This window comes from Arthrobacter sp. TWP1-1 (assembly GCF_049897845.1).
Classification (GTDB): domain Bacteria; phylum Actinomycetota; class Actinomycetes; order Actinomycetales; family Micrococcaceae; genus Specibacter.
Genome location: NZ_JAFCXC010000011.1, coordinates 63,355 through 88,760, shown reverse-complemented (window position 1 = coordinate 88,760; position 25,406 = coordinate 63,355). Strand labels below are relative to the sequence as shown.

The 25,406-nt window shown below is 60.4% G+C and carries 25 protein-coding genes and 3 tRNA genes; 10 read left to right on the top strand and 18 right to left on the bottom strand.

Annotation, left to right across the window (positions count from 1 at the left end; all coding sequences use genetic code 11):
* Positions 1 to 58: 58 nt before the first annotated feature.
* Positions 59 to 880 carry an ammonia-dependent NAD(+) synthetase gene (nadE, locus tag ACP7B9_RS16195; protein WP_425864992.1) on the top strand — a complete coding sequence of 274 codons (822 nt, stop codon included), beginning with the start codon at positions 59 to 61 and terminating at the stop codon, positions 878 to 880.
* Between the two features lie 19 nt (positions 881 to 899).
* Here nadE and ACP7B9_RS16190 read toward each other — a convergent pair whose 3' ends face one another.
* The 3 genes from ACP7B9_RS16190 to ACP7B9_RS16180 form a co-directional block, all read right to left on the bottom strand.
* Positions 900 to 1,787 (bottom strand): glycine betaine ABC transporter substrate-binding protein, encoded by an 888-nt coding sequence (locus ACP7B9_RS16190; protein ID WP_425864991.1) that lies wholly within the window; start codon positions 1,785 to 1,787, stop codon positions 900 to 902.
* A gap of 75 nt (positions 1,788 to 1,862) precedes the next feature.
* Positions 1,863 to 2,720, bottom strand: a complete 858-nt coding sequence (locus ACP7B9_RS16185) for an ABC transporter permease (protein ID WP_425864990.1) — start codon at positions 2,718 to 2,720, stop codon at positions 1,863 to 1,865.
* Entirely contained in the window at positions 2,720 to 3,982 is a 1,263-nt protein-coding gene (locus tag ACP7B9_RS16180; RefSeq protein WP_425865036.1) for a quaternary amine ABC transporter ATP-binding protein, read from the bottom strand. Before ACP7B9_RS16180 ends, ACP7B9_RS16185 begins: the two co-directional genes overlap by 1 nt.
* A 634-nt stretch (positions 3,983 to 4,616) precedes the next feature.
* Here ACP7B9_RS16180 and ACP7B9_RS16175 point away from each other — a divergent pair.
* Positions 4,617 to 5,420, top strand: a complete 804-nt coding sequence (locus ACP7B9_RS16175; protein WP_425864989.1) for an exodeoxyribonuclease III — start codon at positions 4,617 to 4,619, stop codon at positions 5,418 to 5,420.
* A gap of 3 nt (positions 5,421 to 5,423) precedes the next feature.
* On the top strand, positions 5,424 to 6,266 hold the full coding sequence (locus ACP7B9_RS16170) for a hypothetical protein (protein WP_425864988.1): 843 nt from the start codon (positions 5,424 to 5,426) through the stop codon (positions 6,264 to 6,266).
* Here ACP7B9_RS16170 and ACP7B9_RS16165 read toward each other — a convergent pair.
* The 4 genes from ACP7B9_RS16165 to ACP7B9_RS16150 all read right to left on the bottom strand — a co-directional run bounded on the left by ACP7B9_RS16165 (position 6,263) and on the right by ACP7B9_RS16150 (position 10,905).
* Entirely contained in the window at positions 6,263 to 7,276 is a 1,014-nt protein-coding gene (locus tag ACP7B9_RS16165) for a LacI family DNA-binding transcriptional regulator (RefSeq protein ID WP_425864987.1), read from the bottom strand. The genes ACP7B9_RS16170 and ACP7B9_RS16165 overlap by 4 nt on opposite strands.
* Before the next feature lie 297 nt (positions 7,277 to 7,573).
* Positions 7,574 to 8,464 carry a carbohydrate ABC transporter permease gene (locus ACP7B9_RS16160; RefSeq protein ID WP_425864986.1) on the bottom strand — a complete coding sequence of 297 codons (891 nt, stop codon included), beginning with the start codon at positions 8,462 to 8,464 and terminating at the stop codon, positions 7,574 to 7,576.
* Complete coding sequence (locus ACP7B9_RS16155; RefSeq protein WP_425864985.1) at positions 8,461 to 9,492, bottom strand: carbohydrate ABC transporter permease; 1,032 nt, start codon at positions 9,490 to 9,492, stop codon at positions 8,461 to 8,463. The genes ACP7B9_RS16160 and ACP7B9_RS16155 overlap by 4 nt, the downstream gene beginning before the upstream one ends.
* Positions 9,493 to 9,615: 123 nt before the next feature.
* Positions 9,616 to 10,905, bottom strand: coding sequence for an ABC transporter substrate-binding protein (locus tag ACP7B9_RS16150; RefSeq protein WP_425864984.1), 1,290 nt, complete (start codon positions 10,903 to 10,905; stop codon positions 9,616 to 9,618).
* 158 nt (positions 10,906 to 11,063) lie between these two features.
* Here ACP7B9_RS16150 and ACP7B9_RS16145 point away from each other — a divergent pair, with 158 nt between their 5' ends.
* A complete protein-coding gene (locus ACP7B9_RS16145; protein ID WP_425864983.1) occupies positions 11,064 to 12,794 on the top strand; it encodes a glycoside hydrolase family 13 protein in 1,731 nt (576 codons plus the stop codon).
* Positions 12,795 to 12,867: 73 nt separating this feature from the next.
* Here ACP7B9_RS16145 and ACP7B9_RS16140 read toward each other — a convergent pair whose 3' ends face one another.
* The 9 genes from ACP7B9_RS16140 to ACP7B9_RS16100 all read right to left on the bottom strand — a co-directional run bounded on the left by ACP7B9_RS16140 (position 12,868) and on the right by ACP7B9_RS16100 (position 16,062).
* Positions 12,868 to 13,164, bottom strand: coding sequence for a CsbD family protein (locus tag ACP7B9_RS16140; protein WP_425864982.1), 297 nt, complete (start codon positions 13,162 to 13,164; stop codon positions 12,868 to 12,870).
* 69 nt (positions 13,165 to 13,233) lie between these two features.
* Positions 13,234 to 13,854, bottom strand: a complete 621-nt coding sequence (locus ACP7B9_RS16135) for a hypothetical protein (RefSeq protein WP_425864981.1) — start codon at positions 13,852 to 13,854, stop codon at positions 13,234 to 13,236.
* On the bottom strand, positions 13,851 to 14,435 hold the full coding sequence (locus ACP7B9_RS16130) for a DUF6286 domain-containing protein (protein ID WP_425864980.1): 585 nt from the start codon (positions 14,433 to 14,435) through the stop codon (positions 13,851 to 13,853). Before ACP7B9_RS16130 ends, ACP7B9_RS16135 begins: the two co-directional genes overlap by 4 nt.
* A complete protein-coding gene (locus ACP7B9_RS16125) occupies positions 14,432 to 14,806 on the bottom strand; it encodes a hypothetical protein (RefSeq protein ID WP_425864979.1) in 375 nt (124 codons plus the stop codon). The genes ACP7B9_RS16130 and ACP7B9_RS16125 overlap by 4 nt, the downstream gene beginning before the upstream one ends.
* Positions 14,803 to 14,994 (bottom strand): hypothetical protein, encoded by a 192-nt coding sequence (locus ACP7B9_RS16120; protein ID WP_425864978.1) that lies wholly within the window; start codon positions 14,992 to 14,994, stop codon positions 14,803 to 14,805. Before ACP7B9_RS16120 ends, ACP7B9_RS16125 begins: the two co-directional genes overlap by 4 nt.
* Positions 14,995 to 14,996: 2 nt before the next feature.
* Complete coding sequence (locus ACP7B9_RS16115) at positions 14,997 to 15,509, bottom strand: Asp23/Gls24 family envelope stress response protein (RefSeq protein ID WP_425864977.1); 513 nt, start codon at positions 15,507 to 15,509, stop codon at positions 14,997 to 14,999.
* Positions 15,510 to 15,683: 174 nt separating this feature from the next.
* Positions 15,684 to 15,756: transfer RNA gene (locus ACP7B9_RS16110), tRNA-Phe, on the bottom strand.
* 59 nt (positions 15,757 to 15,815) lie between these two features.
* A tRNA-Asp gene (locus ACP7B9_RS16105) sits at positions 15,816 to 15,889 on the bottom strand.
* Positions 15,890 to 15,989: 100 nt separating this feature from the next.
* A tRNA-Glu gene (locus tag ACP7B9_RS16100) sits at positions 15,990 to 16,062 on the bottom strand.
* Positions 16,063 to 16,244: 182 nt separating this feature from the next.
* On the opposite strand from ACP7B9_RS16100, the gene ACP7B9_RS16095 reads away from it, so the two are divergent.
* Both ACP7B9_RS16095 and ACP7B9_RS16090 read left to right on the top strand, forming a co-directional pair.
* On the top strand, positions 16,245 to 16,652 hold the full coding sequence (locus tag ACP7B9_RS16095; protein WP_425864976.1) for a metallopeptidase family protein: 408 nt from the start codon (positions 16,245 to 16,247) through the stop codon (positions 16,650 to 16,652).
* A gap of 162 nt (positions 16,653 to 16,814) precedes the next feature.
* Positions 16,815 to 18,317, top strand: a complete 1,503-nt coding sequence (locus ACP7B9_RS16090; protein WP_425864975.1) for a C40 family peptidase — start codon at positions 16,815 to 16,817, stop codon at positions 18,315 to 18,317.
* 39 nt (positions 18,318 to 18,356) lie between these two features.
* Here the strand turns inward: ACP7B9_RS16090 and ACP7B9_RS16085 are convergent, their stop codons facing one another.
* Positions 18,357 to 19,352, bottom strand: a complete 996-nt coding sequence (locus ACP7B9_RS16085) for a universal stress protein (protein ID WP_425864974.1) — start codon at positions 19,350 to 19,352, stop codon at positions 18,357 to 18,359.
* A gap of 243 nt (positions 19,353 to 19,595) precedes the next feature.
* Between ACP7B9_RS16085 and ACP7B9_RS16080 the strand changes: the two genes are divergently transcribed.
* From ACP7B9_RS16080 to ACP7B9_RS16070, 3 genes are all read left to right on the top strand, one after another.
* On the top strand, positions 19,596 to 20,942 hold the full coding sequence (locus ACP7B9_RS16080; protein ID WP_425864973.1) for an amino acid deaminase/aldolase: 1,347 nt from the start codon (positions 19,596 to 19,598) through the stop codon (positions 20,940 to 20,942).
* A complete protein-coding gene (locus tag ACP7B9_RS16075; RefSeq protein ID WP_425864972.1) occupies positions 20,939 to 22,246 on the top strand; it encodes a D-arabinono-1,4-lactone oxidase in 1,308 nt (435 codons plus the stop codon). The genes ACP7B9_RS16080 and ACP7B9_RS16075 overlap by 4 nt, the downstream gene beginning before the upstream one ends.
* 85 nt (positions 22,247 to 22,331) lie before the next feature.
* Positions 22,332 to 22,976 carry an FAD-binding protein gene (locus tag ACP7B9_RS16070; protein ID WP_425864971.1) on the top strand — a complete coding sequence of 215 codons (645 nt, stop codon included), beginning with the start codon at positions 22,332 to 22,334 and terminating at the stop codon, positions 22,974 to 22,976.
* 17 nt (positions 22,977 to 22,993) lie between these two features.
* Here ACP7B9_RS16070 and ACP7B9_RS16065 read toward each other — a convergent pair whose 3' ends face one another.
* Positions 22,994 to 23,608, bottom strand: coding sequence for a copper resistance CopC family protein (locus ACP7B9_RS16065; RefSeq protein ID WP_425864970.1), 615 nt, complete (start codon positions 23,606 to 23,608; stop codon positions 22,994 to 22,996).
* 240 nt (positions 23,609 to 23,848) lie between these two features.
* Between ACP7B9_RS16065 and ACP7B9_RS16060 the strand changes: the two genes are divergently transcribed.
* Entirely contained in the window at positions 23,849 to 25,303 is a 1,455-nt protein-coding gene (locus tag ACP7B9_RS16060; protein ID WP_425864969.1) for an NCS2 family permease, read from the top strand.
* Positions 25,304 to 25,406 lie beyond the last annotated feature (103 nt).

Below are 25,406 nucleotides of genomic sequence, written 5' to 3'. Positions count from 1 at the left end.
CGGTTTCTAAATGGGCGCAGGCAACACAGCCGAAATACGCACAAGCTACGCTAGTCACATGCGCGAACTACAGGCACAGATCATTGCAGAACTCGGCGTCCAGCCCACGATTGACCCGACGGTGGAAATCGCTCGGCGGGTGGGGTTCTTGAAGGACTACCTCAAGAGCACCGGCACAAAGGGCTACGTGCTGGGCATCAGCGGTGGGCTCGATTCTTCGCTGGCCGGCCGCTTGGCGCAGCTGGCCGTTGAGGAACTCGCAGACGAAGGAATCGACGCGAACTTCATCGCCGTACGCCTCCCCTATGGCGTCCAACATGACGAAGATGACGCCCAGGCGGCCCTGAAGTTCATCAACGCCAAGACCGAATGGACGTTCAACATCGCCCCGGCCGTTGATGGCTTTGAGGCCGAGTTCGCTAAGACCTCAAGGGACGATGTCACGGATTTCAACAAGGGCAACATCAAGGCCCGTTCCCGCATGATCGCCCAGTATGCGCTGGCCGGCCATGACAACCTGTTGGTCATCGGCACCGACCACGCGGCAGAGTCCGTTACGGGCTTCTTCACAAAATTTGGTGACGGTGGTGCAGACATCCTGCCCCTGTTCACCCTGAATAAGCGCCAGAACCGGGCGCTGCTGCAGGAGCTGGGCGCCCCCGAACAGATTTGGAACAAGGTACCAACTGCGGACCTTCTTGACGGCGTCCCCGGCCGCACCGACGAGGACGAGCTCGGCATCACCTACAACGAAATTGACGACTACCTCGAGGGAAAAACTATCCCTGAGGCAGCCGCCGAATCCATTGAAACTAGGTATCTACGGAGCCGACACAAGCGCACGGTGCCTGTGTCCTTGCTTGATTCCTGGTGGAAGTAGCTCCGTTACAACGTCAGTGTTACTTAGTCAGTGAGTCCACGTATTCCTGGTTCTCGCCGATCCACTTCTCAATAATCGCTGTGTAATCCGTGGTCTTCTCGCCGCCAAACATGGCGTTCTCCAAGGAGGCCAGCGTCTTGGAGTCCATCTTGAAGTCCTTGAGCCACTGGTTCAGGGTGGGGTAGTCCTTGTCGAAGTCCAGACGTGAGTAGCTATGGACACCCTCTGCCTCACCCAAAAGACCCTTGGGGTCCTTCAGGTCCTTGACTGGGAAAGCGTCATAGGCCCAGTGCGGGCGCCACAGCGTCACAGCAATGTTCTCGCCCTTGGTGCTGGCTGCCTTCAGTTCTGAAAGCATGGCGGGGGTGGAGGAAGTCAGGTACTCCATCTTGTCCAAGCCATAACCTGGGATGACATCCTCACTGGTGACCTTGGTCAAGCCAGCACCGGGCTCAATGCCAACAATCCTGTTACCAAACGAGTCAGCATTAGCCGCCAGCTCATCGAGAGAGTCGATGGGGGCATCCGCGTTGACAGCGATCGTCAGCTTGGCGTCATCATTCCAGACGCCCAGATCGGTGAGCTTGTCGCCATACTCTTCAATGTAGCTTTTGTGCGTGACCGGCAACCAAGTATCTAGAGCTACGTCGTAGTCGCCCGTTGAAAGTCCGGAGTAGGCAGGAGCCACGTCCGCATTTTCCAGTTCGACGTCGTATCCCTTTTCATCAAGGATCACCTTCCACAGCTCCGAGGCCGCGATGCCCTCATCCCAGCCATTGAAGACGGCAATGGAGACGTCCTTCTTGTCACCATTCTCCAAGGCCGCGCTCGTTCCGGAGCCACAAGCACTCAGCCCCAGGGCTACGGTTGCTGCAAGGGCAGTCACAACTAAGAATTTCTTGTTCATGATTCATTCCTTTCATTGGCAGCACTAAACACATTGCTGCCGCGATTGGTTTGCAAAACTATTTTTCGCAGGCGCCTAGGCGTTCTTCTTGCCGCGCTTTGCTGTGCTGTTAGTGCCGAAACTTGCCGTGACGCGGTCAAGGTAAATGGCCAAAATAACGACGGCGATGCCAGCTTCGAAGCCGAGTCCAGCATCGATTCGGCCCAGGCTGGCAACAACATCTCCACCCAAGCCGCCAGCTCCGACCATGCCGGCAATGACCACCATGGACAGCGAGAGCATGATGACCTGGTTTACACCGGCCATGATGGTGGGGCGCGCCAACGGCAGCTGAATCTGGCGAAGGATGCGGCCCGGGCTGGAACCGAAAGCGTGCCCGGCCTCAACCACTTCCTTGTCCACGCCACGAATGCCCAGTTCGGTGAAGCGGACGCCGGGGGCCATGGAGAAGATGATCGTGGCGACGATCCCTGGGACCACACCAACCCGGAACATGACGAGGGCAGGAATCAGATAAACCATGGCGGGCATGGTCTGCATGAAGTCCAAAATGGGTTTGATGATCGACGACGCCCGGTTTGATCTGGCGGCCAAGATGCCCAGCGGAATGCTGATGGCAACGGCAACAACGGTGGCAATCAGTACCAGAGCGAGGGAATCCATCGCGTTCTCCCACTGGTCGACGCCGACAATAACGGCAAAGCCGATGACTGTTCCAACGCCCAGCTTCCAGCCACTGACCCACCACGCAATCGCAGCCAAAACGACGATGACGACCCAGTAGGGCGGTGCCGCAAACAACCATTCGATTCCGTCATAGGCGCCGACAAGAATGGCGCGGATCAAATCGAAGAAGGCATCCAGCGTAGTGGTCAGCCAATCAAGGCCCACTTCTACCCATTCGCCCAACGGGATCCTAAAAATCGGTTCCATTATGCGTCTCCTTCGGTCAGCGCCAGCGCGGCGGTGACATCTTGTTCGGGGATGGGTGCAACGGCCGTATCAACCACTGGGAGATCACCTGTGGTTGAGGGAACGTTGCCCAAGGCGGCCAACAGCGTGACTCGCGGCAAGGCACCAACGAGCCGTCCGGCGTCGTCCACTACAGGCAGGGGAATAGGGCTCTCAACGGCGCGTCCAAAGAGATCGTTCAATGCGGTGTCGGGGCTGACCGGTTCAATACCAACCCGAACCACGGCGCTCAGATCGGAGCTGTGCGCCTCAACCTGCTTCATGACGTCGCGGTCACGCACGATGCCCAGATAATTGCGACGGCGATCAACAACAAACGCTGCGGAAACCTGCAGGTCACGCATGGTGCGCAGGGCGTTGCGCGGCCCGCCGGAAAGGTTGACGACTGCCAGCGGCGGTTCCATCACGCCACCTGCCGTCAGCACACGGGTCCGGTCCACATCCTGCACAAACTGGGCCACATAATCGTTGGCCGGGTTGGTCAGAATTTCATCCGGCGTGCCGATCTGAACAATCTCGCCGTCGCGCATGACGGCGATCCTGTCACCGAGGAACATGGCCTCGTTGAGATCGTGGGTGATGAAGACTATGGTCTTGTCCAGCTCAGATTGCAGGAGGACCAGCTGTTCCTGCATCTCGCGGCGGATCAGCGGATCGAGTGCGGAAAAGGCCTCATCCATCAACAGAATGTCCGTTTCGGCGGACAGTGCGCGGGCCAGACCAACACGCTGCTGCATGCCGCCGGAGAGCTCGCTAGGGTACTTTTCGCCCCAACCATCAAGGCCAACCAGGGTGAGAATCTTCTCGGCGCGGGCCAGTCGCTCAGCCTTTGCCACGCCCTGCACTTCTAGTGCGTAGGCGGCGTTTTCTAGCACGGTGCGGTGCGGCATCAGGGCGAAGTGCTGGAAGACCATGGATATCTTTTGCTGGCGGACCCGGCGCAGTTCCTTGTCGCTGACCTTGGAAATGTCGGTTCCACCCACCACCACGGAGCCCTGGGTCGGTGCCCACAGCCCGTTGAGGGTGCGGATCAGCGTGGACTTGCCAGAGCCGGAAAGGCCCATGACCACAAAAATCTCACCCTTTTTGACCTCAAAGGAGGCATCGATGACGGCGGCTGTGCCCAGCGCGGTCAATTCATGGCGCTTCTTGCCACCCTTGAGCCGCTTAATGACCTCTGCAGGGCGCTTGCCAAATACCTTGTAAACATTCTTGACGCTCAGTGCGATATCGTTTTCGGCGTTCTTGATTCCGGCGTCATTGGCAACATTTTGCGTTGCATCATTCGTGGATTCGTACACTGTGGATTCGTACACGTAGTACCCATCTACGCAAGCGTTCGCACCCATGGCCAAGGGCCGCGGATCGGGCGAACGGTCGCGATTGGTGTTTTCGTGCTGCAGGCGTTGTTACGCGTCAAACTCTTCGCTTCCCCGCACGCCCCGGCCGGGGCAGCAAGGAAAGACGGCCCCACGGATGGTGAGGAACGGGAAGCTATCCCTGCCGCCAGTTCGACGGCCTGTGTCTGGCTGCCTCGTGCGGATGCAAGGATGATTCGTCATCTTGTGCACCGGCTCATGGCAGTTGCCCGCAGGCTTGTCGGTCTACTGGTTCACCTCCACGCTAACAGAGACATTTTCACTATCAGCGTAATTTTGCCGTTTTTTCGCCTCCATAACCCACAAAGTCAACACATCCCATCGAGCACTGGCGGCTGAGCGGGCGTTACCATTTTGTAACCAAAGTGGAATTATGCGCCTTTTCTGGGCATTTCAATGGTGTCTCTGCCCACAGTTATTCCATTCGCGAGGCATTTCTTGCAACCCGCCTCCGGCATTTCCTTGATAGCTTGGATAGGTGAAGATTGCTACCTGGAATGTGAACTCGCTGCGCGCCCGTGCCGACCGCGTGGAGGACTGGCTGCGCCGTACCGACGCCGATGTGCTGGCCATCCAAGAAACCAAGTGCAAGGACGAGAACTTCCCCTGGGAACTCTTTGAAAACAACGGTTACGAGGTGGCCCACTTCGGCTTTAGCCAGTGGAACGGCGTTGCCATCGCCTCCCGAGTTGGCCTGGAAGACGTGGAACGCACCTTCTCCGGCCAGCCGGCGTTTGGCAAGGGCGGCAAGGACCCCGTTCAGGAGGCCCGCGCCATCGCCGCCACGTGTAACGGCGTGCGCATCTGGAGCCTGTACGTTCCCAATGGCCGTGCCCTTGATGACGAGCACATGCCCTACAAACTTTCCTGGCTGGACGAGCTCAAGAACCAGGCCACCGGCTGGCTCGCGGAGGACCCCAACGCCCAGATCGCCCTCATGGGTGACTGGAACATCGCACCCAAGGACGACGACGTCTGGGACATAGACTTCTTCCGCGCCCAGGGTTTGACCCACGTCAGCGAACCCGAACGCGCGGCATTCTCGGCGTTTGAAGCGGCAGGTTTTGCCGACGTCGTACGTCCCCTGCATCCGGGGCCCGGCGTTTACACCTACTGGGACTACACCCAGCTTCGCTTCCCCAAAAAAGAAGGAATGCGCATTGACTTTGTGATGGCTTCCCCGGCCTTGGCTGCGCGCGTGACCTCCGCCGAGATTGACCGTGAGGAACGCAAGGGCAAGGGTGCTTCCGACCACGCGCCCGTAATTGTGGAGCTGGGCTGATCCATGACGGGCGGGCTGTACTTGGGCGGGGTGCAACTTCCTTTTATCTCCACCCTGCGCGTCTACCTACCGCGTGAGGCCTACGCCCCCGCCGAGTTTGCCTATCTTCAAAGCAGGATGGAGCCGGAACAAAATGCCATCAGCGTCGATGCCAGCGAACTAGCAGACTCATTGGGGCGGGTCAGCCGGAAGCTTCCAAATCCACTTCCGACGGCGGATGGGGACCGGGTGCGCGTGCTCACCATGGGCGAGGACGAACCGACGTTGTACGCGCCTAACCAGGTAGTTGCCCGGTCCATTGCCAGCGCGGCCGAGCTGATTGCCGGAAACATGGAACAGCTGGCTACGCTGATCCTCTCCCAAGAGGAGTGGACATTGGATGTGGAACGCGCCTCGACGAGCCACTACCTGGAGATGCCCCTGCAGACCCGGTCGTCGACATGGGGCATCCCCTTTAGTTGGTTCATCCTGATTTATGCCAACGATCGCATGGAAGTTGTTGAGGCCAACGGCCGGATCCTCACGGTACGGATTCAAGTACCTGTGGCCACGGCCGTTGGCCGGGCCAAACGCACCCTAGACATGCTGGCCACGATGGCTCCCGACCTTGACTTGTTCACTGAACTGACGGACCTGCTCAACTGGCTTTCTGGTTTCAGCGAGGCAGGTGTGGTCGAGCTTGATTATGGTCCCGTGGCCAACAAGGTGCACCCCGATGACTCACCAGCCGATGTGCACATGGGATTGGAATGCTTGGCAGAAGGTGATTTCACCGGCGCGGCGGCCGCGTACCGCAGGCTCGCCAACCGGTGGATGCCGATCAGGCAGCTGGCCCGAGCCAGCTAACCCTGCGGCTGTGCCGTGGATTCGCGGTGGATCAGCCGAAACGGCATAAGTTCTTCTTGGATGGCCCCGATTTCTCCATCTAGCTCCGCAAGGAGCATTTGTGCGGCCCGCCGCCCGTGCTCCAGAGGTTTTTGCGCGATGGTGGACAGGCCGGCAGGTGCCGAGAAATCGTGGTCGTCAATGCCGATCACCGACAAGTCTTCGGGAACGCGAATGCCGCGTCGCCGAGCCTCAAACATCAACCCCAGCGCCATTTCATCGGAGCCACAGAACACAGCCGTGGGGCGCTCCCCCGGCAGGTCAAATAGACGGACAGCCGCCGCCACGCCCTCAGTCACGGTGTAGTCGCCGGCGATGTTCCATTCAGGACGAAGTTCCAGGCCAGCATGGCGCATGGTGGCCTCGAATGCCTCCGAGCGCAGTGCCGGAACGACGAAGTTCTTCTCATCGTTGATGCCGCCGCGCAGATGCCCGATCTTCCGATGGCCAAGGTCAATAAGGTGTTGGGTCGCTGCGGCAGCGGCCGCCGAGTCATCCACGTGCACACCCCGGCAGCCCTCAACCGGACCGCCAACCGAAATCATGGGAACCTGGGTTCGCTGCAGCTCCGTCAGTTCCGTGGCCGTAAGCCCTAGGCAAAGAACCACCAACGCGTCGATCTGCTTACGGACCATTTGTTCGGTAAACCGACGCTGTTGACCGTGCAGGTAGCCGCCAAGACTGAACAGCAGCAAGTTGTAGCCGTGCTCGCGCAACTCCTGGTCAATACCTTCCAACGCATGCGCAAAGTACCACCGGTCGATGAACGGAACGAGCACTCCCACGGTTTTAGTCCTCCCCGTGGCCAATCTCGTGGCCGACGGGGATGGCACGTAGCCCAGTTCCTGGGCCGCGGCCAGAACTCGTTCCCGGGTGGCGGCGTTGACCTTGGGGAGGCCCCGCAGGGCACGTGAAACAGTTGCTGTAGAGACTTCTGCGCGTGCGGCAACGTCATCAATACTGACCCTCATGCCCTGCCTCCTTCACTCTTCCCCGGCCTTGCGCTATTGGGGCCGCCTGCCCCGCCTAGCCGGTAGTTTCCGGCGAAGCCGGATCATGCCCCACAGCCCCAAACAGACCAGCAACAATCCTAACGCCCACATTAGAGCCGGCTGTCCGGTGAGCTCAAGCCATAGCGTCACAGCGAAGAGGACAACCGCCCAAAAACCGAGAAACCCAATGATGATGTCAAAATCCTCGGCACTCTTTTGCTTGCTTGTGGGGATGTGCAGGGCATTCTCAGGCTCGTTCTGCTTGCGCCCCATGGCCTATTTCACCGCCCCTGCCGTCAGACCAGCCACGATCTTGCGCTGGAAGATCAACACCAGGATCACCAATGGAATAGTGACCACAGTTCCGGCCGCCATGACTGCCGTATACGGTTCTTGGTGGGGCTCGGAACCGGCAAAGCGGGCGATGGCCACGGTGACCGTTTGGGTAGCGTCATTGGAGAGGATGCTGGCAATCAAGTATTCGTTCCATGAAGCGATGAAGGCAAGGATCGCGGTAGTAAATACTGCCGGTGCCGCCAACGGCATGATGATCTTGCGGAACGCCTGCCCCTGCGTGCACCCGTCGATGCGGGCCGCCTCCTCCAACTCCCAAGGCATTTCCTGGAAGAAGGACGTCAGCGTGTACACGGTCAATGGCAAAACGAAGGAGATGTTCGGAATGATCATCGCCTGGTAGGTGCCGATCCAGCCAATGTTTCCAAAGAGCTGAAACAGCGGGGTGACGATGGCGACGCCCGGGAACATCGAGGCACCCAAGACCACACCCAGCACTATAAATTTGCCACGGAATTTCAGCCGGGCCAGCGCGTAAGCTGCGAAGACCCCGAACAGCAGGGCCACAACGGTGGTCACGGCGGAGATGAACAGCGAGTTCAGCAGCGCCCGGTCTAGGTGGTTGCCCATCTGGGATGAGAACGCCGTCTTAAAGTTATCCCAAGTGACGTGGGTAAAAAACGGGGTCGAATCAAAGGTGTAGCCAACGTCTCGGAAGGCGGTGACAATCATCCAGTAAAACGGCAGCAGACACCAGATGACGATGACGGCGGCGCTGACATAGGTGCGGGTGCTGGACCAATTTTCCCTGCGCCTAGCCACTGACTTGGCAGCAGCAGTATGGTCATTCACGGTAGAGATTGTGGTGCTCATTTCGTTTTCCCCCTTGCCCCGAAACTTGCGGACTCAACGGCGCTGGCCCCGAGGAACCGCACAAAGATAAATGCCACGATGAAGATGATCAGGAAGGTGATGGTGGACAGGGCCGCCGCGGAATTGAAGCCGACGCGAATCTGGTTGACCACCAAGATGGACAGTGTGGTGGTGCCGTTGGCGCCGCCCGTCATGATGGCTGGCAGATCGTACATGCGCAAGGCATCAAGGACGCGGAACAAGATGGCCACCATGAGCGCCGGCTTGACCAGCGGCAGGGTGATGAGGCGGAAGCGTTGCCACGCCGATGCGCCGTCGACCTTGGCTGCCTCATACACCTCGGCAGGGATCATCTGCAGCCCGGCTAGGATGAGCAACGCCATGAATGGGGTTGTCTTCCAAACGTCGGCGATGATGATGGCCGCCTGGGCGGGGCCCTGGCTACCGGTCCACAGGATCTCGGTGTTGAACAACGTGTTCACAATGCCATCAAAAGCGAAAATGAAGAACCACAGCTTGGCCGTAACTGCCGTGGGGATGGCCCACGGGACCAGCACGGCCGCCCGCAGGACGCTGCGGCCACGGAAGGTGCGGGCCATGATGAGTGCCATCCAGAAACCAAGAATGGTTTCAAAGAAAACTGTGACAACGGTGAAGAAGAAGGTGACACCGGTGGCGCTCCAGAACTGGGCACCCAATGTCCCAGGCGGGCAGCTGGCGGCACCCGTAGGTGTCTCACACTGTTGAAACAGCCAGTGGATGTAGTTGGCGAATCCGGCAAAACCACCGGCCACAAAACTACCCGTCACGGGGTCAAGACCCTCGTCCTGTTGGAAGGACATGAAGATGGCGTTGATCACCGGGTACAAGATGACGATGGCCAGCACGATCAGGGTTGGCGCAACCAGCAACGCTGCTACACGCCCCTGGGTTTTTTCCTTGCGGTCCTGGCCAACTTCTTTATTCTCACCACCCTTGTGGGCTCCTTTTCGACCGGGGAGTGCCTCCGGTTCAAGTTGCGTAGACATACTTCTTTCCTTTCACCACGACTCTGTGTGGCATCACGCAAGCGGTGATGCGAGGAACAGGCACTGCGGCGTTCCCGGCGCGGTTATCCACGACCGGGAACGCCACAGGTGCGCTCTAGCTGGCTACTTTGACCCTGCGGCCGAGATCGCCGCCTGCATGTCAGTCATGGCCTGATCAACACTCTTGCTCCCGTTGATGGCAGCGAAGCTGTTCTGCTGAATGGCCAAGGTCACTGCAGGATAGAACGGCGTCACAGGCCGCGGGACGGCGTTCTGGATGGAGGTCAGCAGGACCGGCAGGTACGGCAACTTTTCAACGAGCGCCGCGTCGCTGTAGAGGCTTTCCAGGACAGGTGCAAGGGATCCCTGAGTGGCATAGAACTTCTGCGTTTCCTCACTGATCATGAAGGTCACAAAATCCTTGGCCGTGGCCTTGTTCTTTGAATCAACACTGACCGCCAGGCTGTGTCCACCCAGGGAGGATGCGCCGGGGCCGTCCTTGCCGGGCAAGGGTGCAATGCCAAAGGTGTCCTTGACCTTCGAGGCACCGTCGGTCTTGGCCAGGTTGTACACGTACGGCCAGTTACGCAGGAACATCAATTTGCCGTCCTGGAAGGATGCCCTGCCCTGTTCTTCCTGGTAGGTCACTGCCTGCTTGGGGATATTGCCGTCCTTGTAGGCCTGGACCAGGTTGGTCAGCCCGGCCTTGGCCTCCGCAGTATCAACCGTGGCCTTGCCGTCCTTGTCCACGATGGTGCCGCCGGCGGTGTTGATGGCCTCGGCCACATTTACCGTCAGGCCCTCATACTGGGCAAGCTGCCCGGCATAGCAGTCGATGCCCTTTTCCTTGGCGATGGTGCACATGCCCATCATCTCTTCCCAGGTCTTGGGCGGGGTCGGCACAAGATCCTTGCGGTAGTACAGGATGCCTCCGTCGGAGGTTTGCGGTGCGGCGTACAGGGTGTCCTTGTAGGTTGCCGCTGCCACGGTTGCCGGCAGGAAGCCGGTGGTGTCAATGGTCATCGTGTCCTTCAGCGGCTGCAGCCAGCCCTTGGCCGCAAATTCAGCCGTCCACACGACGTCAACACTGGCAACGTCATAGTCGCCGTTCTTGGCCTGGAAGCGCTGGACCAGATCGTCGTGCTGCTGGTCGGCCTTGTCCGACTGCTCCTTGAACGTCACCTGCTCGTCGGGGTGGGCCGCGTTCCATTTGTCCACCAGCGGCCGAATCACCTCCGAGTTGTCCTTGCCCTGGACGTAGGTAATGGGGCCGCGGGCGTCGAGGTTCTCCGAAGCGGCACCTCCGCCACCGGAGGATCCTCCACCTGTTCCGCCGCTACAGGCGGAAAGAGCCAGGGTCAGCACTGCGACAGCCGCCATTGGCATGTACATCTTGGAAGTCTTGGTTCCCATGCTCATTCTCCTAAAGTGAAAATCTTCAGATGCGGCGCATGATTCAGGGCATCGCATTGAGTGGTCTTGAGTGGTTCATCTCACACACTAATCAGATCCAGTGCTAGAGTGCAAGCGCTTACACCTTTTCGTTACTCGTTTGTTTCAGGAGGAACAACATGACATCTTTTCAGCCAGCGCCGACCAAGCCTTGGTGGGCCAGCGCCGTGATCTATCAGATTTATCCGCGGTCCTTTGCCGATGGAAACGGTGATGGCATGGGTGATCTGTCGGGTATTTCCGGGAAATTGGAGTATCTGGCCAGCCTGGGCGTCAATGCTATTTGGTTGTCACCCTTTTACTTGTCCCCTCAGGCTGATGCCGGGTACGACGTGGCGGATTACCGCCGGGTCGATCCCTTGTTCGGTGACCTGGACGATTTTGACGACATGTTACGCAAGGCCCATGGTCTTGGTCTGCGAGTGATCGTGGATCTTGTCCCGAACCACACCTCGGATGAACATGCGTGGTTTCAGGAAGCCTTGGCGTCTCCGGCCGGATCGCCTGCCCGCAACCGCTACATGTTCCGGGACGGGTTGGGGATCGACGGGAACGAGCCGCCCAACAACTGGCGTTCCATCTTTGGCGGGAGGGCCTGGACCCGATTGACGGAGAACGGCACCCCTGGCCAGTGGTATCTGCACCTTTTCGACACGAAACAACCGGATCTGAACTGGGAAAACCCCGAAGTCCATGCCGAGATGGAGTCCGTGCTTCGATTCTGGCTGGACCGCGGGGTGGACGGCTTCCGTGTTGACGTGGCGCATGGGATGGTCAAGGCCCCCGGACTTCCGGACTGGGCGGGGCATTCAGCCATGGTCTCCGGCGATGAGAGCGAGACGACTTCAGTACAGGAGGCGGCGCACCAACAAAAGCCGGCCATGGACCCGCCGTCCCCGTTTTTTGACCAGGACGGTGTCCATGAGATTTACCGGGCCTGGAATCGTGTCCTCAAGGAGTACGACGGCGACCGCATGCTGGTTGCCGAGGCTTGGGTTGAGCAGCCCGAGCGATTGGCGCTGTACGTACGAGCCGACGAGATGCAACAGGCCTTCAACTTTGACTTCCTGCTTGCCGGTTGGGACGCCGAACGCATGGCAACGGCCGTGGATAATTCACTGGCCGCGAATGCCGCGGTCGGTGCGCCTGCCACGTGGGTGTTGTCCAATCACGACACCGTCCGTCACCCGTCCCGCTTTGGCTTGGCCGATCCAACAACATTCCCCAAGGGAATCAGCGCCGAGGATGAACAGCCGGATGAGGCCCTTGGGCTGGCTCGGGCCCGCGCGGCAACTTTGCTGATGCTGGCCCTGCCCGGTTCGGCATACATGTACCAAGGCGAGGAGCTGGGCTTGCCGGAGCATACTGCCCTTGATGCAGCTGTCCGCCAGGACCCGGCCTTCTTCCGCACAAACGGTGTCGAGCGCGGCCGTGATGGCTGCCGGGTCCCGTTGCCATGGAGGGCGGAGGAACCCGGCTATGGCTTCTTTTCCGGGGCCGCAGGTGGCGGGCAATCCACTGCGCCGTGGCTGCCACAACCGCTGTCCTTCGCCAACTATGCTGCCGACTCCGAGGTTGGAGTGGCAGGGTCCACGCTGGAGTTGTACCGCACGGCCCTCGAAATACGTGCCACGCATGCCCTAGGCGAGGGAACGCACACCTGGGCGCCGCAACACGACCCAGGTGCCGGCGTCGTTGCCTTCAGCAATGGCCCACTCACCGTCATCGCGAACGCTGGCAGCGCCCCGTTGGACCTGCCCCCGGCAGCAGAGATTGTTCTGGCCAGCGGCGTGGAGTCGGTGTCTGGCGGACAACTGGCACCCAATTCGGCCGTCTGGATCACCGGCTAAAAAAGTAGGCGCCGGGTTCCCTAGGAACCCGGCGCCTACCTGATCTGTACTAGCTGTGCAGATCCGGCTTGTGTTACTTGTCGTGCTTGAAGATTCCAGCGATCTTGGCGCCGAAGCCCTTAGCCTTCTCGGCTGCGTCGCCTGCGAATTCCTTCAGGTTCTCGCCAGCCTCGCCAGCGAATTCCTTCACGTTTCCAACCGCATCCTCGGCGAAGTCCTTGATGTTCTCGCCGGCGTCGCCAGCAAATTCTTTGATGTTTTCAGCAGCGTCGCCAGCAAATTCCTTGGCATTGTCCACTGCGTCCGCAGCGAAGTCCTTGGCCTTGTCTACGGCTTCGGCTCCGGTGTTTTCAGTGTTGTTCTCAGTCATGTTGCCCTCCATTGTGTGTCATTGCGGGCCCCCAAGCTTGTAGAACCCAAGGGTGGTGATGAATCGAGACTAGCGGACTCGTTCAGCTTTGGTGAAGCGAGACCTGGCACCGGAACCAATACTGAGCAGCACCGGAACCTCAAGTCCCAGCAATTCATCCAAGGCAGAAACCAATTCGGTGATCTCCGCGGCGATTTCATGCGGCGCAACTCCCGGGCGCGGCAAAACGCGGACTCTCAGGGCCGTCTGCCCGCGGAAGTCATAACTCGTCACGGAGACGCCAAACAAGTCGGTGCGCTCCAACAGGGCACTTTTTAGCGCCTGCTCGGCCACGGCGCAACTGAGCCTGACAGCGCCGGAGGCTCCGTCGTCGTCCGCGTTGCCCTCGTAATCATGCAGAGTGCTGGCCCGGCCCTTTCCTTGGTTGGCAATCCAAGAAATCATGACGATGACGACCATCAAGAAGAACACGGCGCCGGCGAGCCAGATCCAGCTCTGCGACGTCAGCAGCAGGCGTGTGCGGTCCGCGTAATCACCCAGCCATGCGAGCTGCGCTCCGGCCCATCCCTGCCACCAGCTGGCAGCGGTGGGGATGGTGGCAAGAACGATGGCTCCGCAGCCGGCGACGACCATGATCAGGCCGAGGAGCGTCAAGAGTAGGCGATTGAGGCCTCGAGGCGTGCCGTTCATACGCCAATCACCCCGCTCTCGGCCAATCTGACGGTGACCACCGGAGCGGGCTCGAGCGACATGGTCTCCAGCTCTGCTTCAACGGCGGTCTTGATCCCGTCTTCGTAAAGCCGAATCCCGGACGTGGGCCGAATATTGACCTGCACGGCCCGCGCCGAAACCACCACCATGACCTGCTCACGCGTAACGCCTGCGGCCATGCGGGCGGACTTGGCCAGAGCCGAAGCGATCACTTCATCATCCACAACGATGGCCACACGAGGATGGATGATGACGTGCCGAGCGCGTCGGCCCGGCAACAGTCCGTTGCACAGAAAGATCAGCCCGATCAGGGCGACAAGCAGCCCCGCGGCGCCGAGCAAAGCCGTGGGGGTAGCACCTGGCAGGCCTGCAGCCCGCCGGGCGGCCTCCATGGGGTGCAACAGCCATGCCGGCTGGCCAATCGCCCCCAACACCATTTCCAGCAAGCAATAGATTGCCACGGCCGCAACAAGGATGGCCGCAACGACAGCCACACCTGAACGTGGCGAATGGGTCTCTCGGCTAAGGATGCGCCGCAGATAATCCGTGCGATCACTCATAGAACCCGCCCGTCGGTGCGAGCAATGAGTCCGGAGATCCGGATGTCCACCCGGCTCAGCTGTGACCCACTCAAGAATTCAACCTGGTCAAGAATCCGGACCTTGGCCGCCGTTGCACGGGCCAGAATGCTGCCGCCGTTTTGCGCCGCCAGGCCTGGGTTGCGACGGATGTCGGTCAGTGACGGCGCACCCATGGCGGAGGAAATGGACAAGGCAAGGGCGCCGGCATCGTCATGCCAGGTGACCCGAACCTGGGCAGGAGCCACAGCTAAAACGTCAGCTGCTGCGACCTTTGCCACCGAGGTCAGGGCCTGCGTACTGATGCGGTTGTGCCCCGCAAACTCTGTAGATCTTGTGAGGTGCTTACTCACGACGACGAGCGCCGTCCGGTCAAGGCGTCAAGGACGCCACGCCAATCAAGCTTTCCGCCGGCGGCACGTCCCACAAAAACGCCTACGGCGATGAACACCACCGAGACGATAAACCCCCAAAACCCAAAAGCAAAAGCCATAAATGCCAAAAACGCACCAAATGCGGCGCACACTACGCTGAGATTCACGGTTATTCCCCGGCTTCCGTTGAATAGTTGATGTCGGTGGCTGGCTGCGCCTTGACTGCCGCACCCAAGCGTTCGGTGAGACGAGTGCGCGGTGCCGGCTTCTCGGCGTCGGGCGTTGGAATGAAGACATCGGTGATTTCAATATTCACTTCAATCACATGGCGGCCCACCAGCTCCTCAACGGCTGAGTAGACGGCACGCCGGACGGTGTTGGCGAGAGTCTGCAATGGATAGCCGTACTCAGCCATAAAGACGATGTCCACGGCAACCTGGGACTCCCCGACTTCCACACGGACGCCTTGAGTTAAGTCGGTTGCGCCGACAACTTCGCGGATGGCACCAAGGGATCGTGACGCACCTGAGCCGAGTGCGTGAACTCCAGCCACACCGCGAACCGCAACGCCGACCACCTTTGCCACGGCAGTCTCGGCAATGACGGTGCGCCCCTGGGTGTCCCCCGGGCTTGCAGCTACCGATGAAGATGAAGCCTGATTGTGCGAGTCGTTCGAGTCCATCAAGGGGCCCTTTCTGTTTCTCTTACGGTAAGCCTATGCACCGCAAAGATGAGGGGCAACGCCGGTGCACTTTTATCAAAGGAGAATTGTTTCGCCAATTATGACGTAAGACACAAAAGGTTATCGGGAGTTAAACAAGAAAGAACCCCTTATTTCTAAGGGGTTCTTCTGAGGTGGCTCCGACCGGCGTCGATCCGGTGACCTTTCGATTTTCAGTCGAACGCTCTACCAACTGAGCTACAGAGCCTTGGTGATCTGAAAATCCTCGTCACCAGATCATCTTGTAACTTGCCAAGACAACCAAAGCGACCCTGACGGGACTCGAACCCGCGACCTCCGCCGTGACAGGGCGGCGCGCTAACCAACTGCGCTACAGGGCCATACATATTTACTGCATTTGTTTCTCTCACACGTTTGTGTGATTTTCACGAGTCATAGCGTACCAGCATTTTTTCATCCGGTTTACCACTCACTCGCAAGTACCCCCAACGGGATTCGAACCCGTGCCGCCGCCGTGAAAGGGCGGTGTCCTAGGCCGCTAGACGATGGGGGCCTAGTCATCCTTCTTACCTCCGCGTTGTTTCCAGCGCTTCGGTCCGAAGTGGACTCCAAAAACTATAGGGGCATTTTGACCAGAACGCAAAACGAGCCTCCCCTCCTCAACTCGCCCTCTCCAGCCGGAGCCAAAAATCCCCGGAAATTCAACGTTTTCACGGCTGTCACTAGGCTGGGGGCATGCATGAGAATCCACTGGCCGGCATCCCCTCCTTCGCACCGTTCACCATGAACGAGGCAGAATTCGACGCTGCAGTGCAGGCTGCCATCGCTCAGATCCCAAAAAATATCAGTTCCGAGATGGATAATGTGGCGATCTTCACAGCCGACGACTATGTGCCTGGCCCTGGCGAAGACCCGGACACCGTCCTGTTGGGCCTTTATGAAGGTACGCCGCTCACGGAACGTGATTCTTGGTGGGAATCAGGGTCCCTGCCGGACCGGATCACCATCTTCCGCCAGCCCATTTTGGAGATCTGCCACAGCCGCGAAGAAGTCATCCATGAAATCACCGTGACTGTGGTCCACGAGATCGCCCATCACTTTGGCATCAGCGAGGAAAGATTGCACGAACTCGGCTGGGGGTAAATGACACCAGTGTGGTTCATGTTGCTGGTGTTACTGGTGTTGCCAAAGGCATCTACGCGCCGTAGGGTCAGATTAACTGTGTAAGTGTCCGTGCACCGCCAAACCGCTTTTTGCGGCCGGGCGCAGGCACCATTTACCTTCCATCTGCAGTAAGGCAACGGGATGACTTTGCGCTTTTTGGTTCGCGGCACCACCGCACTGGCCTGTGCGGCCGTGGTCTCCACTGCCTTCCTGGCCCCCGCCAACGCGGCCCCTGCGGCATCATCCTCCCCTGGCCTCGGCGCCCTGAGTGCCGCCGTCTTAAGTTCGACGGCGTCGCAACAGTTTTCGCTGCGCCCGCTGAGTCCCGCTATTCCCAGCGAGGATGAGATTGCCAAGGCCAAAGAATCCGAAGCCACCACGGCCGCGGCTTCTGCCGCGTTGGATGCGATCATCAGTTCAGCCAATGACAAGCTGCAGGCATCAACCGTGGTCGCCATGGGTGCCAACAGCGCTTACACCAACGCCCTAGTCATCCTGGAGCAGCGCAAGAGCGCGGCAGCTACCGCGAAGGCAAAGGCGGAAGCTGCGGCCAGCGCAAATAAGGCAGCCAAGGCACAGCTGGGCCAGCTCGCCGGCAGCTTGTACAAAAATGGCGGATTGGACCTGAGCGTTCAGGGAATTCTGGCCAGCTCCGACGCTGATGATGCCATGTACCAGGCCTCCACCCTGATGGCGTTGAGCGCCAGCCGTGCGCACACCTTCGACACCGCGGAGGCAACCGCCGCAACATCGACCGCGCTGCAGGCACAGGCAGACCAAGCCAGCAAGGCAGCCGATGAGGCCATCGCGGCCGCAGACGCCTCACATACTCAGGCGCAGGCCGCCGCGGATAGCCAAGCAGCAGTCGTTGCCGAAAACGAGGCCCAGCGCAGCACACTGCTGCAGCGGTTGGCCACATTGCACAACACCACCGTTGAACTCGAAGGCGCCCGCGTGGACGAGTTGACACGGAAAGCACAGGAAGAAGCGCTGAAGCAGCAGATCGCCGCCTCCGCTAACACTCCGGCACCCACCCAGCCGCCAGCAGCTGCCCAGCCCGACGCCAAACCGGTCACATCTCCCGTGGTTGTGGCCCCGAAGCCTGTCACGCCTCCCGTAACGGCCCCCAAGCCGGTCACGCCGCCGGTGGTAGTTGCTCCGAAGCCGGTCACGCCCGCACCTGCTCCAGCGCCGGCACCCGCGCCTGCACCGGCTCCCGCACCTGCGCCTGCACCGGCACCTGCACCTGCACCCGTGACGCCGCCGTCGGGCTCCTACACGCAGGTCATGGTCAATTACGCCATGTCCAAAATTGGCGGGCCATACCAGTGGGGTGGCAACGGACCCACCGCCTTTGACTGTTCAGGTTTGGTCCAACAGGCATTTGCCGCGGCCGGCATCTCCGTGCCGCGTCAAGGCACCGACCAGTTCTGGGCCGCGCCAACACGCGTTCCGCTGTCCCAGATGCGCTACGGCGATCTGCTGGTCTTCGACGACAACGGATCCGGCCAATTTGGTCATATTGCCATCTACATCGGCAACAACCAGGTGGTGCAGGCTCTGTATTACGGATACCCCATTGCCGTCACGAACTTGGCTAACATGCCCACTATGGCGCTGTACCCGTACGCTGCCCGGTACTAACCCGCTACGGCTGCGCTGATTTAGCGCAGCCGTGTCAGATCAGGCCTGCAGCAGCGGACCAAACGCTGAGCGGTCGCCCTGACGCGGATCTTCCCGGTCGCGGACAACCATGATGGGGCCCTTGGCATGGTGGCGCACACCGTCGGTCGTGGAACCCAGCATCATTCCCGCAAAGCCACCGCGGCCGCGAGTTCCCATGACCACCAGTTCGGCCGTCTCGGAGGCCGTCACGAGGGCATCAACTGCCGATCCTTCAAGGAGTTCAACTTTGATGGGCAGCTTCGGGAAGTGGCTGCGCAGCCACTTCTCTCCGGCGTCCAACTGGATCTGAATTTCCGCAAACAAGGCTTCGCGATCCACCGGTGCCGGCATCCAGGCAAGTGTTCCGGTGTAGGGCTGCACCGCACAAATGATGTGCAGGCTGCTGCCAGAGCGCTCGGCCTGTTCGGCGGCAACCAGCACGGCATACCGGGCCTGATCGGAACCGTCAACGCCTACGACAATAACTTTTTCAACCTTTGCCGCTTCGGCGGTGCCCTCATTCAGCCGTGCCGCACATTTGAGCGGGATGGTTACAGTGGGGCACTTGGCATGGGCCGGCAGGGCCGTACTAACACTGCCAAGGAGGCGGCCAATGAATCCGCCGCGGCCACGCGAACCGAAGACCAGCAGTTCAGCGGTTTCGCTGAGTTCCAACAGGACACCGGCGGCGTCACCGTTTTCAACCCGCGCGTCCATCTGAACATTGAGGTGGGAAACCTTGGCGGCCGACTCCCGGAGGACAGCCTCGGCACCCTGGCGGATGACGTCGTCGTCCACGGTGGCGTAACCGCCGTCGAGCCCTGAAGCGGCAAAGATGGGGACAGTGTAGGCGGTGACCAAATGTAGCGGAACCTTGCGGGTTTCGGCTTCCCGGGCCGCCCAAATCAAGGCACAGTTGCTTTGCTCGGACCCGTCGATCCCCACCACGATTCCCGTGGGACTGGGGACCTGCTCGGGCGTGGAGCCCTGCGTTGATTCCTCTGAGCTGCTCATGCTGCGCCTCCTCGTACCTCTATGCCGGAGGGTACAAAAACGCCGTGGCGCCTCCCCTTCGCGGCTTGTACTTGTGACTATTGCGGGTTCAACAAGGCACGTCAAGCCGCCCCGCACAAAGATCTCAAAGGTGGCGTAATGCAGGGCGCAAAAGTCGTCCCCGCAAGTAACGCTTTCGGCCGTTCACAGATGCCGTTCACATATGACAGAGTGGGTTTCAAGATCACCCATGGGAGGTTGCTTGTGACGCAGTGGACTGGAAATTCAGTGGAATTCGCCGTTCCGGAGGGGCTCGTTAAGCTGCCAGCGGCCGCTCTTGCGGACGGGCGCAGCGGTGGCCGTGCGCCGTCGGACAGCTGGGCCCTAGCCGATGCCGCGTGCGCCAATCTTCCCGCGCCGCTTGCCGTCTTGAATGTCCAGGCCCTCGCCTTCAACGCAGGCTCGCTCTTAAGACGCGCAGCGGGGAAGCCAATTCGCGTTGCCAGCAAATCCATCCGCAACAAGGACGTGCTCCGGGCTGTATTGGCCCAGCCAGGCTTCGCCGGCATCCTCGGCTTTACGCTGCCCGAGGCCCTGTGGCTGGCGACCGACCCCTCGAATGCCTTCACGGACATTGTGGTGGGGTACCCAACGGCCAACGCGCAGGCCGTTCGAACCCTGGCCGCAGATCCAGTGGCCTGCGCCCGCATCACGCTGATGGTGGACTCCACAGAGCAGTTGGAGTGGATGGCGGCCGCCCTGCAGGAAACGACCCCCAGCGCTCCCATCCGCCTCTGCCTTGACCTCGACGCCTCGTGGCGACCTACTGTGGGCGGACGGACGTTGGGCCATGTTGGCGTGCACAGATCCCCACTCCGCACCGGCGCTGACGCCCTTGCCATGACCTCGTCGATCGGCAGCTACAAGCGCGGGTCAAGCAAGCTGTTCACACTGGTTGGCATGATGGCCTACGAAGCCCAGATCGCCGGCCTGCAAGACACGCCACACACGGGCAACAAGGTGGCTGATCTTGCCAAGGGTGCCATCTTGCAACAGATCCAGCGGACGTCCATGGCCGAAATCACCGATCGCCGGGGCAAGGTGGTCGCGGCGGTGCGCAACGTCACCGAGCTGGAATTTGTCAATGGCGGCGGCACCGGCAGCCTCGAGCTGACCAGCGCAGATCCCTCCGTGACCGAGTTGGCGGCAGGTTCCGGATTGTTTGGCCCCACCCTCTTTGACGGCTATTCGCGCTTCACCCCGGCCCACGCCGTCGGATTTGCCGTGCCCGTTGTCAGGCGACCCGCCCCTGACATGATTACGGTCCTCGGCGGTGGCTGGATTGCTTCTGGACCGCATGGACCGGACCGCTCCCCTGTGCCCGTTTATCCGGAAGGGCTGAGCATGATCGGCACTGAGGGCGCCGGCGAGGTTCAGACTCCACTGCGCGGTGACGCGGCGGGCCGGCTGGGGATCGGCAGCAAGGTGTGGTTCAGGCACGCCAAGTCCGGCGAAGTCTGTGAGCACGTTGATGCCCTGGAAATTCTCGACGGCGGCCAGTTGCTGGGCAGCACGCGCACCTACCGCGGCGAAGGTAAGGCATTTGTATGAGTGAGTGGCGCAATTGGTCTGGGGACCAGCGGTGTACACCAAGCCACGTGGCGCGGCCGGCAACGGTGGCGGAGGTGTCAGCCCTCGTTGAGCGGGCCACGGCAGCCGGCACAACTCTGAAAGCGGTGGGGGCAGGCCACAGTTTCACGGACATTGCACTGACCCGCGGCATTCAATTGCGGCTCGACGGCATGAGTGGACTACTCACGGTTGACCGCGTAGCAAAACTGGCCACTTTTGGCGGTGGTACACGCCTCCATGAGATCCCGGCGCTGCTGGAGCCCTATGGCCTGGCCATGGAAAATCTGGGCGACATCGACCAACAGTCCGTTTCCGGGGCAATCTCCACCGGAACCCATGGGACGGGGCTGAAATTTGGTGGCCTAGCCACTCAGGTCAGGGCCTTGACGTTGGTGACCGGCACCGGCGAGGTGTTGCAGTGCTCCGAATCCGAAAATGCCGAGGTCTTTGCCGTAGCCCGGATTGGGTTGGGCGCCTTGGGCATCATCACTTCCGTGACCCTGCAGTGTGTGGACGCTTTCATGATTCATGCGGTGGAACGACCCGAACCCCTGGCAGATGTTCTGGAAAGTCTTGCCGAGCGCAATACAACCCTTGATCACTTCGAGTTTTATTGGTTCCCACACACCCAGATGGCCCTGACTAAAACCAATACGCGCCACGCGCCCGGGGCCCTTCCCGCCGGCGTGGGCCCGCTCTCGGCTCGTGCACATCTGGTGGATGATGTGCTGGTCTCCAACACCTTGTTTGCAGCCCTGTGCAATGTCACGGCCAAGGTCCCCTCGATCATTCCGCGCGTCAATCAGATGGCGTCCGCACTGACAGGCAACAGGGAATTCGGCGACGCCTCGCACAAGGTGTTTGCAACGACGCGGACAGTGCGTTTCAGGGAAATGGAATACGCGCTTCCCTTGGCTAGCATTCCGGAGGTTCTGGCCGAACTGGACGCCATGATTAAGCGATGTGACCTGCGTGTCTCGTTCCCTGTGGAGGTCCGTAGTGCGGCTGCCGACAACATCGCACTTTCCACGACAAACGGCCAACAAACTGGCTATATTGCCATTCACCAACACATAAATACGCAGCCCTTTGAGTACTTCAAAGCTGCCGAGAAAATCTTCCGTTCGCACTCCGGCCGACCCCATTGGGGAAAGTGGCATTTTCTCCAATCGAATGACTTTGCCGAGCTCTACCCAGACCTTGGAAAATTCTGTAAGGTTCGAGATGTTCTCGATCCCAAGCGGGTTTTTAGCAACGCATATCTGGACCGGGTTTTGCTGTAAGTCCCACCGCTCTGCGCCCCACGGCACAACCACGCTCCCGGATGTGCCGCCCATAGTTCTCCTACCGTTCAAGGAGGCATTTGCCATGTCCGCTGCGCCTGTCACTACTACGCCACGAGCTACTGCTTCCTCTTCTGCCATCACTGCTCCCGACTTGCCAGCGGAGGCCACGACCGCCGTGGTGATCGGCTCCGGTTTCTCCGCGCTGGCCGTCGCTGCCGAGCTCAACCGTCAGGGCGTCAAGGCCATCATGGTTGACAGCTTTTGCCCCGTGAAGCAAAGTTCCCCGCCACCCACCACCGGCGGCATCAGCCTCGACGCCTTGAGCGAGCGAAGCGAAGTTGTCCGGCTGCTGGAAAACTATGCCCGCCGCCATGACCTGGACATCCGCCCGGAGACCCAAGCGCTGGAGCTCACCCGGGCCGGCCACACCCTGCCTGCCGACCACCCATGGCTGATACACACGGCAACCGGCGTTCTCAACGCCCACAGTGTTGTTTTCACGCGTGCGGCACTCATTCAGCTGCGCCATGTCCTGCACAGCGTGGGAGTCACTACAGCCGCGGATATGCGCACGGGAATGCACGCCCTTGGCCTGTACCTGGTTGGTGTTGGCGATCTCGCCATTCCCACCACGGCGGAGATCCTGCATCAGGCCAAGCGCGCCGGCCAGTCCATCGCGGCGCGAGTGGTCTCCCGCGAAGTCAGCTCGGCACTGGCATTGGCTTAGCGCCTAGTCCTTAGCGCCTAATCGTCCTTGGACAAACGACGCCGGGCCACCACAACCAGCGCAACAACCAGTCCCAGCAGCACCGCCATGAGGCCGATGACACTCCACGGCACGGCGCTTTCGTCCTGCACCGCTTCCGGAGCCGCCTCGGGCTGAGCCTGGACCGAAACGATGGGTCCCGCGCCCACTGCCGCTCCAGCGGTTGAGGTCGATGCGGCCGTCGCGGTAAAACTGAATTCACCTTCGATGGGGTGCGAATCGGAGGACACCAGACGCCATTTCACCGTGAACTTGCCGGCGGGGGCGCCTGGACGCACGTTTTGCGTGGCCACGGTATCCAAGACGTCAACGCTGCCGGTACTCCAGTCGGTGCCGGTCGAATCCAGGACCAGTACTTCTGAGCCAATCACGGCCGGGGTATTACTCATGCTGATCTCAATTTTCGCCGGGACGGTGGCCACGGTTGAACCGTCCGCCGGCGTTGTCCCTGTTACGGCATCATGCGCCAGCGCCGCCGTCGAGGATCCCAGCAACAACAGCATCACGGCCAAAAGTGCCGTAAAAGCACGCCGCACCAGCGCCTGCGGTGTCATGTTCGTCTCACTGGGCCGGTGACTTGCGGGGTTCTTCACAGCGGGCAATCCTTTGAAAGTTAAGGCGAGGGCACCTCACGGTAACCCAGAATCTTGGGAGTTTCCTCAAGAACGCGGCGGCTTGGCGACCTTCGGCAGCTGCTGGGGTCCCGGCGTCGCACTTGGAACAAGCAGCGAAAACCCGGCTGCCCGATGATGGCACAATCCTGCCCCGGCGCTCGAGCGGCTAAGATTTCCTCGGTTAACTATTTTCTTTTTTCTTCGCCCGGAGGGCATCTTATGGCAACGAAGACGGCACCGCGCCTGTCGGCGGTCGACAAATACTTCAAGATCACCGAACGCGGCTCAAACTACTCACGCGAAATCCGCGGCGGCTTCGCCACGTTCTTCGCAATGAGTTACATCGTGGTGTTGAACCCGCTGATCCTTGGCGGCGCCGACTCCGCCGGCGGCGAGCTTGGGCTGGAACGCATCGCCGCCGTCACGGCGTTCGTGGCCGGTATTCTGACGATCCTCATGGGCGCCTGGGCCAAGCATCCCTTCGCCCTGGCCGCCGGTTTGGGCGTCAACGCGTTTATTGCCGTCACCGTGGCCACCAACCCGGGGCTGACGTGGCCCGATGTCATGGGCCTTGTGGTCCTTTCCGGCATCACCATGTTCGTCTTGGTGCTGACCGGCTTCCGAACAGCAGTGTTCAAGGCCGTCCCTGAGGGACTAAAAACCGCCATTGTGGTGGGCATCGGCATGTTCATCGCCCTCATCGGCCTGGTCAACGCCGGCTTTGTGCGCCGCATCCCCGACGTTGCCGGAACCACCGTTCCCGTGGGTCTCGGCTTCGACGGCAAGCTCATGGGCTGGCCCACCTTGGTCTTTGTTGTTGGCTTGGTGCTGACCATCGGCTTGGTGGTTCGTAAGGTCAAGGGCGCCATCCTGATCGGCATCCTGGTCTCCACTGTTCTGGCAAACATCCTCGAGATGACACTGCACATTGGCCCGTCCTTCGACGGCACCACCAGCAACCCGCAGGGCTGGTCGCTAGTTGCGCCTCAGTTCTCGGCTTGGTCATGGCCCGATCTGTCCCTGATTGGGCAGGTCAACATCTTCGGCGCGTTCAGCAAGCTGGGCACACTGGCGGCACTCCTGATGGCCTTCGTGATTTTGCTCAGCATCTTCTTTGATGCCATGGGCACCATGGTTGGCCTGGCCTCAGAGGCCGGAACCCTGGACAAGGATGGCAATATCCCCAACGTTGACCGCGTACTGCTGGTCGACGCTTTCGGCGCCATCGCCGGTGGTGGCGCGTCCGCCTCCTCCAACCAGATCTACGTGGAATCCGGCGCCGGAATCGGTGAGGGTGCCCGCACGGGCCTGGCCTCGGTGGTGACCGGCTTGCTCTTGCTGGCCGCCATGTTCGCCACCCCGTTGATAAAACTCGTTCCCTTCGAGGCTGTTGCTCCCGCCCTTGTGGTGGTTGGTTTCATGATGGTCTCCCAGGTGGGCAAGATCGATTGGTCCGACTGGGGCATCGGTATCCCGGCCTTCCTGACGTTCACGCTCATGCCGTTCACGTACTCCATCGCCAACGGCCTCGGCGCCGGCTTCATTGCCTTCGTCCTGATCCGCCTGTTCCAGGGCCGCGCCAAGGAAATTCATCCCTTGATGTGGGCCGTTGCCGCAGCGTTCCTGCTGTTCTTCGGCATCGGTGTCGTGGAGGACCTGTTCGGGGTCAAGTAACCCGCAGATCTGTGTGGCAGTTGTTGCACCAATTTCACCCATTTTCGGTGTTTTTGGTGCAACAACTGCCACACAGTCTTTTAAGCACTACCACTGGGTGGGA

Coding starts and splice junctions, on each gene's coding strand:
- nadE (WP_425864992.1), top strand. CDS start 59: ATGCGCGAACTACAGGCACAGATCATTGCAGAACTCGGCGTCCAGCCC.
- ACP7B9_RS16190 (WP_425864991.1), bottom strand. CDS start 1,787: ATGAACAAGAAATTCTTAGTTGTGACTGCCCTTGCAGCAACCGTAGCC.
- ACP7B9_RS16185 (WP_425864990.1), bottom strand. CDS start 2,720: ATGGAACCGATTTTTAGGATCCCGTTGGGCGAATGGGTAGAAGTGGGC.
- ACP7B9_RS16170 (WP_425864988.1), top strand. CDS start 5,424: ATGACGGGCGGGCTGTACTTGGGCGGGGTGCAACTTCCTTTTATCTCC.
- ACP7B9_RS16165 (WP_425864987.1), bottom strand. CDS start 7,276: ATGAGGGTCAGTATTGATGACGTTGCCGCACGCGCAGAAGTCTCTACA.
- ACP7B9_RS16160 (WP_425864986.1), bottom strand. CDS start 8,464: ATGAGCACCACAATCTCTACCGTGAATGACCATACTGCTGCTGCCAAG.
- ACP7B9_RS16155 (WP_425864985.1), bottom strand. CDS start 9,492: ATGTCTACGCAACTTGAACCGGAGGCACTCCCCGGTCGAAAAGGAGCC.
- ACP7B9_RS16150 (WP_425864984.1), bottom strand. CDS start 10,905: ATGGGAACCAAGACTTCCAAGATGTACATGCCAATGGCGGCTGTCGCA.
- ACP7B9_RS16145 (WP_425864983.1), top strand. CDS start 11,064: ATGACATCTTTTCAGCCAGCGCCGACCAAGCCTTGGTGGGCCAGCGCC.
- ACP7B9_RS16140 (WP_425864982.1), bottom strand. CDS start 13,164: ATGACTGAGAACAACACTGAAAACACCGGAGCCGAAGCCGTAGACAAG.
- ACP7B9_RS16135 (WP_425864981.1), bottom strand. CDS start 13,854: ATGAACGGCACGCCTCGAGGCCTCAATCGCCTACTCTTGACGCTCCTC.
- ACP7B9_RS16130 (WP_425864980.1), bottom strand. CDS start 14,435: ATGAGTGATCGCACGGATTATCTGCGGCGCATCCTTAGCCGAGAGACC.
- ACP7B9_RS16115 (WP_425864977.1), bottom strand. CDS start 15,509: ATGGACTCGAACGACTCGCACAATCAGGCTTCATCTTCATCGGTAGCT.
- ACP7B9_RS16095 (WP_425864976.1), top strand. CDS start 16,245: ATGCATGAGAATCCACTGGCCGGCATCCCCTCCTTCGCACCGTTCACC.
- ACP7B9_RS16090 (WP_425864975.1), top strand. CDS start 16,815: ATGACTTTGCGCTTTTTGGTTCGCGGCACCACCGCACTGGCCTGTGCG.
- ACP7B9_RS16085 (WP_425864974.1), bottom strand. CDS start 19,352: ATGAGCAGCTCAGAGGAATCAACGCAGGGCTCCACGCCCGAGCAGGTC.
- ACP7B9_RS16075 (WP_425864972.1), top strand. CDS start 20,939: ATGAGTGAGTGGCGCAATTGGTCTGGGGACCAGCGGTGTACACCAAGC.
- ACP7B9_RS16070 (WP_425864971.1), top strand. CDS start 22,332: ATGTCCGCTGCGCCTGTCACTACTACGCCACGAGCTACTGCTTCCTCT.
- ACP7B9_RS16060 (WP_425864969.1), top strand. CDS start 23,849: ATGGCAACGAAGACGGCACCGCGCCTGTCGGCGGTCGACAAATACTTC.